15 protein-coding genes and 2 pseudogenes are annotated in these 14,221 nt (G+C 64.8%); 2 read left to right on the forward strand and 15 right to left on the reverse strand.

The genetic code is table 11. The features are described 5' to 3' along the window. Positions 1-2: 2 nt before the first annotated feature. From H5J25_RS05380 to H5J25_RS05445, 15 genes are all read right to left on the reverse strand, one after another. Positions 3-1,241 (reverse strand): alkaline phosphatase family protein, encoded by a 1,239-nt coding sequence (locus H5J25_RS05380; protein WP_202095080.1) that lies wholly within the window; start codon positions 1,239-1,241, stop codon positions 3-5. Further along, on the reverse strand, positions 1,241-1,387 hold the full coding sequence (locus H5J25_RS05385) for a hypothetical protein (RefSeq protein ID WP_202095081.1): 147 nt from the start codon (positions 1,385-1,387) through the stop codon (positions 1,241-1,243). The genes H5J25_RS05380 and H5J25_RS05385 overlap by 1 nt, the downstream gene beginning before the upstream one ends. A gap of 10 nt (positions 1,388-1,397) precedes the next feature. Then, the gene (locus H5J25_RS05390; protein ID WP_225883372.1) at positions 1,398-2,915 is read right to left on the reverse strand and encodes a hypothetical protein; all 1,518 of its coding nucleotides are present in this window, start codon (positions 2,913-2,915) and stop codon (positions 1,398-1,400) included. A gap of 54 nt (positions 2,916-2,969) precedes the next feature. Then, entirely contained in the window at positions 2,970-3,302 is a 333-nt protein-coding gene (locus tag H5J25_RS05395; RefSeq protein WP_202095082.1) for a hypothetical protein, read from the reverse strand. Between the two features lie 66 nt (positions 3,303-3,368). After that, positions 3,369-4,466: a redox-regulated ATPase YchF gene (gene ychF / locus H5J25_RS05400; RefSeq protein ID WP_202095083.1), complete on the reverse strand. Its 1,098-nt coding sequence runs from the start codon at positions 4,464-4,466 to the stop codon at positions 3,369-3,371. A gap of 117 nt (positions 4,467-4,583) precedes the next feature. Further along, the gene (locus H5J25_RS05405) at positions 4,584-4,763 is read right to left on the reverse strand and encodes a hypothetical protein (protein ID WP_202095084.1); all 180 of its coding nucleotides are present in this window, start codon (positions 4,761-4,763) and stop codon (positions 4,584-4,586) included. A 113-nt stretch (positions 4,764-4,876) separates the two neighbouring features. After that, positions 4,877-5,608 carry a Crp/Fnr family transcriptional regulator gene (locus H5J25_RS05410; protein WP_225883373.1) on the reverse strand — a complete coding sequence of 244 codons (732 nt, stop codon included), beginning with the start codon at positions 5,606-5,608 and terminating at the stop codon, positions 4,877-4,879. 139 nt (positions 5,609-5,747) lie between these two features. Further along, positions 5,748-5,990, reverse strand: a complete 243-nt coding sequence (locus H5J25_RS05415) for a DUF6894 family protein (protein ID WP_202095085.1) — start codon at positions 5,988-5,990, stop codon at positions 5,748-5,750. A gap of 110 nt (positions 5,991-6,100) precedes the next feature. Then, on the reverse strand, positions 6,101-6,337 hold the full coding sequence (locus tag H5J25_RS05420) for a DUF6894 family protein (RefSeq protein WP_202095086.1): 237 nt from the start codon (positions 6,335-6,337) through the stop codon (positions 6,101-6,103). Positions 6,338-6,413: 76 nt separating this feature from the next. Next, entirely contained in the window at positions 6,414-7,016 is a 603-nt protein-coding gene (locus tag H5J25_RS05425; RefSeq protein WP_202095087.1) for a TIGR02466 family protein, read from the reverse strand. Between the two features lie 79 nt (positions 7,017-7,095). Beyond that, positions 7,096-7,662: an aminoacyl-tRNA hydrolase gene (gene pth, locus H5J25_RS05430; RefSeq protein WP_202095088.1), complete on the reverse strand. Its 567-nt coding sequence runs from the start codon at positions 7,660-7,662 to the stop codon at positions 7,096-7,098. A 111-nt stretch (positions 7,663-7,773) separates the two neighbouring features. Beyond that, positions 7,774-8,469, reverse strand: coding sequence for a 50S ribosomal protein L25/general stress protein Ctc (locus H5J25_RS05435; RefSeq protein ID WP_202095089.1), 696 nt, complete (start codon positions 8,467-8,469; stop codon positions 7,774-7,776). A gap of 340 nt (positions 8,470-8,809) precedes the next feature. Then, a complete protein-coding gene (locus H5J25_RS05440) occupies positions 8,810-9,661 on the reverse strand; it encodes a TraB/GumN family protein (RefSeq protein ID WP_225883374.1) in 852 nt (283 codons plus the stop codon). Continuing rightward, a complete protein-coding gene (locus H5J25_RS21310; protein ID WP_318781349.1) occupies positions 9,658-9,852 on the reverse strand; it encodes a TraB/GumN family protein in 195 nt (64 codons plus the stop codon). The genes H5J25_RS05440 and H5J25_RS21310 overlap by 4 nt, the downstream gene beginning before the upstream one ends. Beyond that, positions 9,806-10,579, reverse strand: a complete 774-nt coding sequence (locus H5J25_RS05445; RefSeq protein ID WP_318781350.1) for a TraB/GumN family protein — start codon at positions 10,577-10,579, stop codon at positions 9,806-9,808. Before H5J25_RS05445 ends, H5J25_RS21310 begins: the two co-directional genes overlap by 47 nt. A 195-nt stretch (positions 10,580-10,774) precedes the next feature. Between H5J25_RS05445 and H5J25_RS05450 the strand changes: the two are divergent. Continuing rightward, a pseudogene (locus H5J25_RS05450) lies at positions 10,775-11,640 on the forward strand (glycine--tRNA ligase subunit alpha). A 157-nt stretch (positions 11,641-11,797) separates the two neighbouring features. Continuing rightward, positions 11,798-14,147: pseudogene (locus H5J25_RS05455) on the forward strand (glycine--tRNA ligase subunit beta); the annotation flags it as partial. Between the last annotated feature and the right edge of the window lie 74 nt (positions 14,148-14,221).

Below are 14,221 nucleotides of genomic sequence, written 5' to 3' on the forward strand. Positions count from 1 at the left end.
CGTCATTCCTTCAGGACGCCGCGGAACGGCGCGTCGCTCCCGTCGATCTTGGCGGCAGGCGGCAATCCGATCAAGCGGCGCATCAACGGATATATGTCGACATTGTCGAACTTTGCGGGCGCCGGTGCACCCGCGCGGATCGCCGGTCCGTTCGCGATGAACGTCGCCGCCATGTCGGGATCGTCCGGGTCGTAACCGTGGTCGCCATGGTTGGTCGGGGGCGTGTCCACCACTTCGGCCCCCGGCTGCGCCAGGCATATGAACTGCGCGACGCGTGGATGCGTGCCGTAATGGAAACGCGCGGGCAGCTCGCTCTTGCGCCAGCATTGCATCAGCGGATTGGGCTTCAGCAACGCGGCGGCGACCTGCGCCTCATATCCCGGCATCGCATCGATCCCGCCGAATGGCCCCCATTGCGCCCAGCGATAGCTGCCCTTCGGAAGCATGCTGCCGATCAGCACCGATCGCGCCGGATCAACCTCGCGCATGCCATGGTCGGAAACGATGACGATATTGGCGGGCTGGCCCAGGTCCTTCAGCCCCGCGACGAGTTCGCCGATCCATTCGTCCGTGGTCCGCACCGCCGCGAACGTTCCGGGCGCCATCGGGCCTTTCTTGTGGCTGATCTTGTCGACCAGATCGAAATAGGCGATCGCCAGCTTCGGCCGGATCGCCGCCGGCCGGCGCATCCAGTCCAGCATGGTCCGGACGCGCTGGTCGCCCAGAAAGTTCGCATCGTATCGCGACCATTCGCTGGGGCGCTGTCCATCGAACGCCGCCTCCACGCCGGGCCAGAACATCACCCCCGTCCGGATCCCCGCCTTTTCCGCGGCGATCCACAACGGCTCGCCGCCATCCCACCAGAACGGATCGGTCGCCTGAGGCGCGTCGCTGATCGTGAACTTCGCGTCCGGCCGCCGCACGTCGTACATCGTGTTGGACACGATTCCGTTATGATCTGGGTACAGGCCGGTGATCATCGCCTCGTGATTGGGAAAGGTAAGCGAGGGGAAGCTCGGCCGCATCTCGCCCTGCACCCCGCCCGCCGCCATCGCGTCGAGATTGGGCGTATACCCCCGGCGCAGATAATCCGGTCGGAACCCGTCGATCGACACCAGGATCGTCACCGGGGCGCGCGCCTCTATCGTGCTGGCGGTGCGCGGGGGCGATGCGGACGGGGTGGTGCAAGCGGTAAGCCCGGCGCAGACGGCGAGCGCGGCGATATGTCGAATCCAGTGCATCACCGTTCCTTCGCTTCGATCTGCGACAGCATCGTGACGATGGGCCAACGGGCCATGTTCAGGCCCGCCCGGCATCCACCCGCCCGCGATCTCGCGATCGTCTCTGCGGTACGATGGATGCCGGAACAAGCCCGGCCGAGCGGCATGCGTCGTTCGTCAGTTACCGAGTGCCAGCTTGGCGAACAGCGTGAAGCTGACCGGCATCTTGCCATACGCTTCCTTCAGCGCGCCCGGAATCGCATAGGTCCCGACCGTCCCGCCGACCGCGAGCCCCAGCGGCCCGGCGATCGGCATGCGGTACGCATATCCGCCCTCGATCTTGCCGACGCGGAATTTGCGATCGTGCAGCGGGCTTGTCGGATCGCGGAACAACTCGTCGTTCGCGACGCTCTCGAACCGCCCGAACACGCTGTGATGCGTATCCAGGTCGTAATTCACCTCGCCCAGCCACGCCGTCAGCACGCGCCCCGGATTCTTGTTCTTGGCGGAGAAGGCGAGCGTCGTGGTCAGCGGACCCGTCGCATAATGGACGCTGGCGGTGGTGCGCTGCTCGTTTACGCCCGGCTCCAGTTCCTCCGGTTCCTTCAATCGTCCGTGGCTGACCTGCAGCGCCCAGCTTGGCGAAGGCGTCCACGTGCCCCGGACGCTCCACGAATCGAGCCGCGGTGTTTCGATGTTCCAGCGCCGCTCGTCCGGTTCGCGTCCCCTGAATGCAGACGCCTCGATCTGGAACTTCGGCGCGGAATAGCCCGCGGTGATCACGCCATAGGTGATGTGCGTGCTGTCGAACCAATGGTGCGTGATCGGCGCGAGCGGCTGATATTGCGCGGATTTGCGATGCATGAACGCCGATGGCCCTAGCGCCGGTTCGCCGACCGGACCGCCATACAGGAACACGCTGCTGTCCGCGTCGACATCCACGTCGATCCGCCCGGACAATTCCATGAACAGATCGTGCGGATGCTGCCGGTCGACCAGCGCCTGACCGTTCGCGACCTCGCCAGTCGCGAGCAAATTGGGATATCCCCGCGCGCCCATCAGCGGCTCCAGACTCAGCATCGTCTGCAGTTTCAGGTGCAGGCCGTCACCCAGCGGCCGTTCCGCGGTGACCATCGCCATCGACTGGACGAACGCCTCGTTCGCGCCGCGCGGCCCGCCCTGGTCGGTATACGAACCCCAGGCATAGCCGTGCGCCATCAGCATCCAGTCGCCCGTCATCACATGCACGCCGCGCATCATCCCCTCGCGCGCGGGCAGGCGCGACGTGCCCGACCCTTCCGCATAATCGGTGCCGCCCATGCCCATCATCATGCCGCCCTGCATCCCGCCGGAGTCTGGCGCGTGGTTCATGGCGCCGCGATCCATCGTGGAATGGTCTACAGGCGCTGCCTGCGGCGGGATGGTCTCCGCAGGAACGGGAGCAGGGGCAGGGGCCTGTATCGGAGGTATGAACACAACCGGCGGCGCGATCAGTGTCTGTGAACGGGTAGGGGCAGGCACTGCCCGTGCCGCCGGTTTCGCCTTCTTCGCTGCCGGTTTCGGTTTCGGCTTCGGCTTGGCGGCTGGCGGGGCGGGCATCTTCATGCCGTGCATCGAATGGTCCATCGCCTGCGCCAGAACGGGCACGGGCAACAGGATCGCCGCGGCACCGGCCGCGACCATAAGGGTCTTCATGATTAATACTTTCACGCAAGGACGTCGAACATCGGGGAGCGCACTCCCCGTCGGTCAGGCGTCCCGGCGTGGCGGCGGCGTCGCGGGCGGCGTGGATCGGCCCGCGTCGAACCGGGCAAGCGACGGCGCGCGCAGCATCGCCTCGGGACGCAGCGGCGCGGCGAACACCGGATGCGCGATGCTCACCGGCGGAATACACCCGACACAGGCATGGACCGCGATCGCATTCCGGTAATGCTCCGGCATCGACGCCGGAGCATCGTGACGCATCGTCATCCCCGCCGGCATATCGCGCATCGCACCCTGCTGGTCGTGGCACGGCACGACCGCCATCGCCGGCAGCGCAAAGGCGGCCAGCAGCAGCGCAAGGATCAGGCGGGCGAGCATCGCGGGATGCTTAGCCTAACCCGCAGTCGGGAGATACAGGGCAGATGAAGGGCAGATGTCCGCCACTCAGCTGTGCAGGAAGTGCATGACGTCGCCGTCCTGCACCACATACGTCTTGCCCTCGGCACGCAGCTTGCCCGCCTCGCGCGCGCGGGATTCGCCGCCCAGCGTGACGAAATCGTCGAACGCGATCGTCTCGGCGCGGATGAAGCCCTTCTCGAAATCGCTGTGGATCTCGCCTGCCGCCTGTGGCGCGGTCGCGCCGACATGGGTTGTCCAGGCCCGCGTCTCCTTCGGCCCGACCGTGAAGAAGGTCAGCAATTGGAGCAGCGAATAGCCGGCGGTGATGACGCGCGCGAGCCCCGTTTCCTCCAGCCCCAGCTCGCCCAGGAACTCGCCGCGTTCCTCCGGTGCCATCGTCGCGATCTCGGCCTCGATCGCCGCCGATACGACAACCGCCTGCGCACCCTCCGCCTTCGCCTTCTCGAACACGCGTGCGGACAGCTCGTTGCCGTTCGCCGCATCGCCCTCGTCGACGTTGCAGACGTACAGGACCGGCTTGCTGGTCAGCAATTGCGCCTGTGCGAACACGCGCGCCTCGTCCTCGTCCTTCGGTTGCGTCAGTCGCGCCGGCTTCCCGTCGCGCAGCAATTCCAGCGCTTGGCCAAGGACAGAGGCCGCGACCTTCGCTTCCTTGTCGCCCTGCGTCGCCTTCTTCTGGAATGCCGGAACGCGCTTTTCGAGCGACTCCAGGTCCGACAGCATCAATTCGGTCTCGACCGTCTCGGCATCCGCGATCGGATCCACCTTGCCCTCGACATGCGTCACGTCCGTCTCGGTGAAGCAGCGCAGCACGTGGACGATCGCATCCACTTCACGGATATTCCCCAGGAACTGGTTGCCCAGCCCTTCGCCCTTCGACGCGCCGCGGACCAGCCCGGCGATATCGACAAAGCCCAGCTGCGTCTCGATGATCTTCTGCGATCCGGCGATCGCCGCCAGCTTTTCCAGCCGGGGATCGGGGACCGCGACGTTACCGACATTCGGTTCGATCGTGCAGAACGGGTAATTCGCCGCCTGCGCCGCCGCCGTCTCCGTCAATGCATTGAAAAGGGTCGATTTGCCGACATTCGGCAGGCCGACGATACCACAACGAAAACCCATCTTGTCGCCTTGCAATCAGTGCTGCCGGCCACGCCGGCGATTGCGCCAGCCCGATAAGGGGTTCCGCCCGTCAAAGCCAGCCTCACGTCTATATCGGCGCGGCCGGAACGATCGGGATCAGGTCGGCACCACGATCTTCAGCGTGCGGCGTCGCCCGATCGGCTCCAGCACGCAATCGTCATGCAGCCGGGCAAGCTCGCGATGAAGCTTGGCGATCGCCGGGCTGTCCGCGCGCTCGGCAAGCGTGCGCTGCATCGTCGACCGGCGGTGATGATAGGTCAGGTCTTCCTCTCGCATGATCGTTGTCCTTATTGGCAGGACAAGAATAGGCAGCGGATCATGCCCGTGCATTGATCCGTTTAAGTGTGCCGCGACATCGGTAAATAAAACCCTTATTTTTCAGGCGGTTATTACGCGGACGGTGGGAAATGCAGATAGTTGGACGTGAAGTCTCCGACCGATTGCAGCCCGTTCCAGTCCGCGACCGTCACCGACCGCTTGCTGCGGACGATCAGCCCGTCATTCTCCAGCGATTTCAGCGTGCGATTGACGTGGACCGCCGTCAGCCCAAGCGCATCGCCAAGCTGTTCCTGAGTCATCGGCAGGTCGAACGTCTCGCGGGCGCCAAGGCCCGCTTTCTCGCGCCGCAGCGCCACCTCGCACAGCATGTGCGCGGTACGGCTGCGCGCGTCGCGCCGCCCGATATTGGCGATCCATTCGCGCATGATCGACGCCTCGACCAAAGTCTCGCGCCACAGCGCGCGGTTGACCGAACCATGTTCCATCGCGACCTTCATCAGATCGTCGACCGGGACGGTGATCAGCGTGGTCGCGGTCAGCGCCTGGATATTATGGTCGGCATAATCGAGCAGAATGTTCTGCACGTCGACGAAATCGCTGGGGACATGAATCGACACGATCTGGCGCCCGCCATCGCCGACGATCTTGTGCCGGTAAACATATCCGTCGGTCAGATAGGCACAATAACGCGGGCGATCCCCCTCGCGCAGGATATATTGCCCCGGCTCGAACTCCCGAACCGACATTTCCAGTGCGCTTAACGCCTTCTGTTCGGTCGCGCCCAACTTGAAATTGGAATTCAGTCGTTTGTACAATATCTCGAGGGGCGTTTTGTTGGCCACAGTCTTCCTTCCTGTCCGGAAGAGGCGGCTGGCTCCGCAGCAGAGCCGGCAATTCCGTAGCTATCAAAGCTAATTCATGTGCACGGTCCGGTCGTTGATTTGGACGATAATGCAACACCACAACATATGTTGCGCTGCTTCAGGATCGAATGGACAATGCCGCGTCGAACGGCACCCGGAAGCGGAAATCGCCGGTCTCGGCGACGATCTCGATCGCACGATCCAGCGATGCGGTTCCGGTGTCGCGAATCTCATGCGCCACGATGCCGCGCGCATTGCGCTTGGCTTCTTCGATCGCGGATTCTTCGTCCGCGAGCATCAGTCCCTCGAGATCCTCGATGAACTGTCCTCGCTCTATTAGGTGGAAGAAGTACCGGTGCATATTCCCTCCAAAGGCGGGAGCGCAACCACGTCTCTCAGTCGTCGTGGCCTATGAACGCGTAACGACGATAACTGAAGAACGATCTCTCACAACTTATGTTCCAAACATAGTCATATGGGTCCAGCTTCATCTATGGTGATCACGACGGAGAATAACGGCTTCCTGTCCGCATCGGTCACCTGGACCTTGAATGTCGCGCCCTCATCCAGAAGGTCGGGATTATCGCCGAGATAGTTGCCGGCGAACATGATCGCCTGTGCACGCGCCTCCGCGACGGACTGCAACTCGGTGCCTTCATCATCCGGATCGACCGTGTGATCGCTGAGATTGAAATAGAAGATCGACATCAAGCGGGCCTTTCAGCATGGCGCGCGATCTTACGAGGCGGGGGCCTGCTTCGCCTTGATGTCGATCAGACGCGGCTCATCGATAGTTGAAGCTGATGCTGATCCGGTCTTCCTTGCCGTCGCCTGCGGGCACTTCGTGACGTAGCCAGCTTTCCCACAACAGGATCGTGCCTTGCTCGGGGGTCACGTAGACGAAGCTTTGCAGGTCCTCCGGCGCGTCGTCGGTCCGGGTCGGCGCGGCCATCATCATCGGCAGGCGCGGATCTTCCAGCTTCAGGCCGGCGGCGCGGTCGGGCAGCGCGATGTAGATCGTGCCGGACACCGCGGAATGCGGATGGATGTGCCCGCTATGCGCGCCCTTGGGCTTCATGACGTTGACCCACAGGCTATCCAGCTTCAGCTTCTTGCCGCGCAGGTCGAATGCACAGTCGCGCGCAAAGGCGGCGACATGCTTGTTCAACTGGCGCACCAGATCGCCGAACGCGGGGTCGCGGTACGGAAGGTCGTCCAGCGAGGCGTAGGAGGTGTATCCGCGATAGCCATGCTCTTTCGACCACGCGCGTCCGGCATGATCCTCCTGCGACAGCGATCGGCAGGCGCGATCCAGATCGGCGATCAGGGCATCGTCGCCCAGCGGGGCTTCATACAGGCGGGTGGCGAACAGCGATCTTATGGTCATCGGGTGCGCCTTATCAGGCGATCGCGCACCGGTCACCCCGCCCGGCGCGGGCGTCGTGCAGGCGTAGCGCGTGCGTCGTTCAGGCCAGCCGCACGGCGACGTCGCTCATGAACCGGCCATCGTCCCCCGCGGCGAGCCACGGCGCCTCGGCGGCGACCGCCCCCAGCAGATCGGCGAGCGGGTCCATCTCCGCCTTCGCATAATTGCCCAGCACATAGCCGTGCACGCGATCCTTATGCCCCGGATGCCCGATGCCCAGCCGCACGCGCCGGAAATCCGGTCCCAGATGCTGGTCGATCGATCGCAGGCCGTTATGCCCCGCGGTGCCACCGCCGGTCTTCACCTTCACCTTGAACGGCGCGAGATCGAGTTCGTCGTGAAAGACGGTCAGCGCATCGACGTCCAGCTTGTAGAAGCGCAACGCCTCGCCGACGGATCGGCCGCTTTCGTTCATGAACGTACCGGGCTTCAGCAGCAGCACCTTCTGGTTGCCGACGCGGCCTTCCTGCGTCCAGCCGAGGAACTGCTTCTTGACGGGAGAGAAGCCGTACAGGTCGGCGATCGTATCCGCCGCCATGAAACCGACATTGTGCCGGTTGAGCGCGTATTGCGTGCCGGGATTCCCCAGGCCAACCCAAAGTTGCATCGCTAAAACTCCCCTCCCCCTCGGGGAGGGGCTGGGGGAGGGGAAGTCCGGAACGAAGACGTTCGTGACTTTCCCACCCCAACCCCCCTCCCGAAGGAGAGGGGCCTTACATCACTCGGCCTTGTCGCCTTCGGCGTCGTCGGCAGCTTCGGCTTCGGCTTCCTCGGCCGCTTCAGCAGCTTCGGCAGCCTGAGTCTCGGCGACTTCGGCGTCCAGCGCTTCGTCTTCCGCGGTCGGAACGGTCGGCGGGACGATCGTCGCGATGGTGAAGTCGCGGTCGGTGATCGCCGGCTCGACGCCCTTGGGCAGGTCGATGTTCGAAATGTGGATCGAATCGCCAATCTCGCGGCCCTTCAGCGACACCGTGATCTCACCCGGGATCTGCGACGCGTCGCACACCAGTTCGATCTCGTGCTTGACGATGTTCAGGACGCCGTTGCCCTTGGTGATGCCCGGCGACTCTTCCTCGTCGGTGAACACGACCGGCACGGATACGTGCACCGTGGTGTGCTCGCCGATGCGCAGGAAATCGACGTGAACGGGGCGATCGGTCACCGCATGGAACGAAACGTCCTTCGGCAGCGTCAGCGTGGCCTTGCCGCCGACCGTGATCGACACCGTGGAATTCATGAAATGCCCGGTCATCAGAGCGCGCATCAGCTCTTTTTCTTCGAGGTGAATCGAGATCGGGTCTTGCTTGTTGCCGTAGATCACGGCGGGTACGCGGCCTTCGCGGCGCAACGAACGGGAGGCTCCCTTGCCAACCTGTTCGCGCGTCTCGGCTGCGAGCGTCAGTTGTTCGCTCATCATAATGCTCCGAAATGCAGGTTCAAATTCCGCCCCAGGCCTCCAGGGATGACCCTGACACGGAAGCGCGCGCCTCTAGAGGAAACGACCGGAATAAGCAAGGCGGGGCACTCCTTGCTGACTCCGCTACCTAGAAGGGAGGGGCTGCCCCTCTGACTCCCCTCCCTGGAAGGGAGGGGCTGGGGGTGGGTGGAGGCCAGGCGATACCGCCAACCCAAACCCCAAACCCACCGTATCGCCAGGACGCGACCCACCCCCGACCCCTCCCTTCCAGGGAGGGGAGAAGGCGAAGACCTTTCCTTTCAAGGAGGTGAGAAGCAAGCGACCGGCCTCAAAACCCCTACTGAACCCGCTCCACCTTCACCCCACGCGCACCAAGCATAGCCACCACCGAATCCCGCCCCACCAGATGCCCCGCGCCCACCGCCACCAGCACCCGGCCCGGCGCCCGCATCCGCCGCGCGATCCAGCCCGCCCAGCGCGCGTTCCGCTCCGTCACCAGCGTCCGGTGCGACTCCGGCGCCTCGCGATCCCCCGGTTCCAGGCTCGCCGTCAGCGCGCGCACGTCGCCGGCCTCCCACGCCCGCATCGTCACCGCGAACGCATCCCGATCGGCCAGCGCCCGCTCCAGCATCATCCGTTGCGCCGATTCGGGCAGCGCGTTGAAGATCGCCAGTTGCTCCGCCTGCGTCTCCAGCGCGACCCGCCGCCGCCCCGCGAACGTCTCCGCCAGCGTCGCCTCCACCCCGTGATCGGTGGAGGCCCCCGCCGCCCGGATCTGCCCCGCCGCCAGCGTCACCGCCACCGCCCAGGTCCGTAGCCCGTTCAACGCCGCGATCGATACACCCGCAGCCTCCGCCGCCTCGCTCAGCGCCCGATGACGTGCCGGATCGACCCGCTCCGATATCGGCGGCAACCCTTGCGCTGCCGCATATCGCGCAAACACCGCCCCCGCCTCGTCGGGCGACGACGGTGCGATCTCCGTCACCAGCGTATCGGCCGCCGCGATCGCGCGCGACACGGCCGGCGTTTCCCAATGAACGTTGCCGGGCAGCGCATGGATCGTGCCCAGCAGCCAGATCTCGGTATCCGCGTCGCTCACCCGCCACATCGCCGGGCGCGCCTCGATCGCCAACGTGCCGCAGCCCGTCAGCGCGAGCGCCAGCAGCAGCCAGCGCGCGCACCCGATCAATATGCGATGCGCGCAGACGGGACGCGGCGCTTGTTCAGTTCCTCGATCACGCTGCCCTTGCCCGCCAGATGCCCCGCACCGACCGCGACGAACACCGTGCCCGGCTGGTCGAGCCGGTTCCGGATCCAGTCCGCCCAGCGCTTGTTACGGTCCAGCAGCAGCACCTTGGCGACCTCCGGACTGTCCTTCATGTCCGCATTCATCAGAATCGGCCAGCGCCTTCGGTTCGCCATGCGTCCAGTTGGTCACCATCTCGTTCAGCTTCGGCTCGACCTGCGGCAGGTCGCGCACCGTGCTGGTCAGGAACTTCACCTGAACCTTCGGCGGCAGGCTCGCGAAATAGCCGAGCTGCTGTTCCGCCGTTTCCAGCCCCGTCACGGTCTTGCCCGCGCTCTTCGCCGCCGCAGTCAGCACCGTCTCCGGGCCGTTGGTCGGGTCGTACCCCATCTTCAGGATCGGCAGCAGCGTCAGGTTCGTCGCCGCCAGCCACGGCTGATACCGGTCGAACGCGCCCGCGGGGATGCCCATGTCCGTCACCGCCTTGGTGAAGGCGGGGCGGTCCTTCGCCGGCAATCGTTCGGTCAGCGTCGGGCCGGTGGGGGACACGCCCAGCTTCATCACCAGCGCTTGCATCGCCGCGGGTTCCGGCGCGACCATCTCCAGCACCAGTTGCTGGCTGGCGTCGAACGCCGTCTTCACCGCCTCGTCGAACCACTGCACGCCGGGCTTCAGCACGTGGATCGTCCCGAACAGATAGATCGTCGTGTCCGCATCCTTCACCACCCACAAGGCCGGGTCCGCCGGTATCGGCGTGACGGTGGACGCGGGCGCGACGGCAGGGGCAGGAGCGGCCGTCTGCGCGACCGACGGCGCGGAAAACAGCAGGGCGATGGCGGTCAGCGAATGGCGTAGGGTCATGCGCCGATCTCTACCCGTCCGCCCCGCGGATGCAACGCACGGCTTTTAACCATAGAAGGTCATCCAGTTCCTTCACCGTGCGCCGGTTGACCCTGTATCGGCGTTGCGCCAAAGCGTCGGCGCTTGTCATCTCGCAGTTGCGAACGCGTCTTTTACGGGGTTTTACTTTTGAGCCAGCCGCTCAGCTTCCAGCGCATGATCCTGAAGCTCCACGACTATTGGAGCGAACGCGGCTGCCTGATCCTGCAACCGTACGATATGGAGATGGGCGCGGGCACGTTTCACACCGCCACGACTCTGCGCGCGCTCGGCCCGGAACCGTGGAATGCGGCCTTCGTCCAGCCGTGCCGACGCCCCACGGACGGCCGTTACGGCGAGAATCCCAACCGCCTGCAACATTATTATCAGTATCAGGTCATCCTGAAGCCCAGCCCCCCGATCTGCAGGAATTGTACCTCGGCTCGCTGGCCGCGATCGGCATCGACTCCACCGTCCACGACATCCGCTTCGTTGAGGACGACTGGGAATCGCCCACGCTCGGCGCCTGGGGCCTCGGCTGGGAAGTGTGGTGCGACGGGATGGAAGTCACGCAGTTCACCTATTTCCAGCAGATGGGCGGCTTCGACTGCAAGCCAGTAGCCGGCGAACTCACCTACGGCCTCGAACGCCTCGCCATGTATATCCAGAACAAGGACAGCATCTACGATCTCGCCTTCAATGATGCGGGCGTCAGCTACGGCGACGTTTTCCTCGAAAACGAGAAGCAGATGTCGAAATGGAATTTCGAGGTCGCGAACACCGATGCCCTGTTCGACCTGTTCCGCAAGCATGTCGCGGAATGCGAGAACAGCCTCGACGCGAAACTCCCGATTCCCGCCTACGAACAGGCGATCAAGGCCAGCCACGTCTTCAACCTGCTGCAAGCCCGCGGCGTCATCTCCGTCGCCGAACGCCAGGCCTATATGGGCCGCGTCCGCGATCTCGCGAAAGGCAGCTGCCAGGCGTGGATCGACCACAATAGCGAAGGCTGGCAGGCAAAGTATCCGGGGTGGGCCGCATGATGGGTCTTCGTTCAGATCCTCCCCGGAACGGGGAGGGGGACCGTTCGCGTCCTTCACGCGAAGGGTGGAGGGGCCTCTCCGCGAGCGTCACGCTGCTGGCACGCCCCCTCCGTCACGCCTCGCGCGCCACCTCCCCGTGCCGGGGAGGAACTGACTCATGACCGATTTCCTGCTCGAGCTTCGCTCCGAAGAAATTCCCGCGCGGATGCAGGACAAGGCGCGGGAGGATCTTGCCCGCTTGTTCGTCGCCGAACTCGGCAAGGCCGGCATCGCCGCGCCCGCTATTACCACCTACGCGACCCCGCGCCGCCTGACGCTGATCGCGCGCGACCTGCCCGCCGAAACAGCCGCGACCGCCGAGGAAACCAAGGGCCCCAAGACCAGCGCCCCGCCCCAGGCGCTCGAAGGCTTCCTGCGCAAGACCGGCCTGACCCGCGAGCAACTGGTCGAGCGGGACGGCATCCTGTTCGCCGTCATCGACAAACCCGGCCGCGCCACCGCCGATGTGCTGGCCGAAGCGATCCCCGCGATCGTTCGCGCTTTCCCCTGGCCGAAATCGATGCGCTGGGGTGCCGCCAGCGCCTCGACCGAAAGCCTGAAATGGGTCCGCCCGCTGCAAGGCCTCGTCGCCCTGCTCGGCGAGGATATCGTGCCGTTCGAGATCGCCGCCGGAGCATCGGCAGGAAAAGCGGGAACCGGTTTTCCGTCCGCCGATGCGACCATCAAAAGCTCCGCCGCGACCGTCGGCCACCGCTTCCACCATCCGGGCATCATCACAATCGGATCGGCGGCGGACTATGCCGAGAAACTGCGCGCCTGCCACGTCATCGTCGATCAGGACGAACGCCGCCAGATCATCCGCGACGCCGCCACCGCGCTCGCCGCTGAGGCAGGGCTGGAACTGATCGAGGACGAAGGCCTGGTCGCGGAGAATGCCGGCCTCACCGAATGGCCGGTACCGTTGCTCGGCCGCTTCGACGCCGCCTTCCTCGACGTACCGCCCGAGGTCATCCAGCTCACCGCGCGCGTGAACCAGAAGTATTTCGTCTGCCGCTCCGCCGACGGAAAACTCGCCAACGCCTTCATCTGCACGGCCAACATCGTCGCGGCCGACGGCGGCGCCAAGATCGTCGAAGGCAACCGCAAGGTCCTCGCCGCACGCCTGTCCGACGCGAAGTTCTTCTACGACACCGATTTGAAGGTCGATTTGGAGGAACAGGCGAAGAAGCTAAGCCAGATCGTCTTCCACGAAAAACTGGGCACCGTCGCCGACAAGGTCGATCGCGTCGCCAAGCTGGCAAGATGGCTGGTCGAAGAAGGCATCGTTGTCCCGCTGGCGGAAGGGGTCGCTTATTCTTCTCCCCTCCCGCTTGCGGGAGGGGCCGGGGAGGGGCGCCAACCCAAAGCGCCCCCCTCGCGGCCACGCCCTCCCCCAACCCCTCCCGCGAGCGGGAGGGGAGCAAGAAGCTCGCCGACCAAGCCGAACGCGCAGCCCGCCTCGCCAAGGCGGACCTCGTCACCGGAATGGTCGGGGAATTCCCTGAACTCCAGGGCCTGATGGGCGGCTATTACGCCCTCGCCCAAGGCGAAGACCCCGAAGTCGCCGAAGCCATCCGCGACCACTACAAACCGGTCGGGCAGGGCGATGACGTTCCGACCGCTCCGGTAACGGTGGCCGTGTCGCTGGCCGACAAGCTGGACTCAGTGATCGCCTTTTTCGCTGCAAATGAGCGCCCCACAGGGTCTAAGGATCCGTTTGCGCTTCGCAGGCAAGCTTTAGGCATCGTATCGCTGATCGTCAGGAATAATCTGCGAGCTGGATTGATTGATGTCATCGGACGTCATGAGGTCTCGGGGTTTTGGGACAATAAGGTCGGTAGCGACGATACCCCCGATCAACTTTTCGACTTCTTCGCCGACCGCCTGAAAGTCCAGCAACGCGAAGCCGGCGTTCGCCACGACCTGATCGACGCAGTCTTCGCGCTCGGCGAGGAGGACGATCTCGTCCGTCTGCTCGCCCGCGTCCACGCGCTGCAGGCGTTCGTCGGCACCCCTGACGGCACCAACCTCCTCGCCGGCTACAAACGCGCCGCCAACATCCTGAAAAAGGAAGGCAATACTCCCTCTCCCCGCTTGCGGGGGAGGGCAGGGGAGAGGGGCAGTCACAAGCGCCGTCTTCCGAGACTGCCCCTCTCCCCGACCCTCTCCCCGCAAGCGGGGAGAGGGAGGAGAAGTCCCTGTCCTACACGCCCGAAATAGCCGAAGCTGCCCTCATCGCCGCCCTCTACGACGCCGGCCCCCGTGCGCAGGCAGCCGTCGAGGCGGAGGATTTCGAAGGCGCGATGGCGGCATTGGCCAGCCTCCGCGCGCCGATCGATGCGTTCTTTGACACCGTGATCGTGAACGACCCCGATCCCGCAAAGCGCGAGGCGCGGCTTGCGCTGCTCGCCCGCGTGCGTGCTGCCGTGCACGCCGTTGCGGACTTTTCGAAGATCGAGGGGGGCTGAACAAGCCATACGTGTTGTCAACTTAGTCAATTTCAGAATACCGGGTATGCCCGGCGATACAAACGGGGATCAAG

The organism is Sphingomonas aliaeris (assembly GCF_016743815.1).
Taxonomy (GTDB): Bacteria; Pseudomonadota; Alphaproteobacteria; order Sphingomonadales; family Sphingomonadaceae; genus Sphingomonas; species Sphingomonas aliaeris.

Coding starts and splice junctions, on each gene's coding strand:
- H5J25_RS05380 (WP_202095080.1), bottom strand. CDS start 1,241: ATGCACTGGATTCGACATATCGCCGCGCTCGCCGTCTGCGCCGGGCTT.
- H5J25_RS05385 (WP_202095081.1), bottom strand. CDS start 1,387: ATGCCGCTCGGCCGGGCTTGTTCCGGCATCCATCGTACCGCAGAGACG.
- H5J25_RS05390 (WP_225883372.1), bottom strand. CDS start 2,915: ATGAAGACCCTTATGGTCGCGGCCGGTGCCGCGGCGATCCTGTTGCCC.
- H5J25_RS05395 (WP_202095082.1), bottom strand. CDS start 3,302: ATGCTCGCCCGCCTGATCCTTGCGCTGCTGCTGGCCGCCTTTGCGCTG.
- ychF (WP_202095083.1), bottom strand. CDS start 4,466: ATGGGTTTTCGTTGTGGTATCGTCGGCCTGCCGAATGTCGGCAAATCG.
- H5J25_RS05405 (WP_202095084.1), bottom strand. CDS start 4,763: ATGCGAGAGGAAGACCTGACCTATCATCACCGCCGGTCGACGATGCAG.
- H5J25_RS05415 (WP_202095085.1), bottom strand. CDS start 5,990: ATGCACCGGTACTTCTTCCACCTAATAGAGCGAGGACAGTTCATCGAG.
- H5J25_RS05420 (WP_202095086.1), bottom strand. CDS start 6,337: ATGTCGATCTTCTATTTCAATCTCAGCGATCACACGGTCGATCCGGAT.
- H5J25_RS05425 (WP_202095087.1), bottom strand. CDS start 7,016: ATGACCATAAGATCGCTGTTCGCCACCCGCCTGTATGAAGCCCCGCTG.
- pth (WP_202095088.1), bottom strand. CDS start 7,662: ATGCAACTTTGGGTTGGCCTGGGGAATCCCGGCACGCAATACGCGCTC.
- H5J25_RS05435 (WP_202095089.1), bottom strand. CDS start 8,469: ATGAGCGAACAACTGACGCTCGCAGCCGAGACGCGCGAACAGGTTGGC.
- H5J25_RS21310 (WP_318781349.1), bottom strand. CDS start 9,852: ATGAAGGACAGTCCGGAGGTCGCCAAGGTGCTGCTGCTGGACCGTAAC.
- H5J25_RS05445 (WP_318781350.1), bottom strand. CDS start 10,579: ATGACCCTACGCCATTCGCTGACCGCCATCGCCCTGCTGTTTTCCGCG.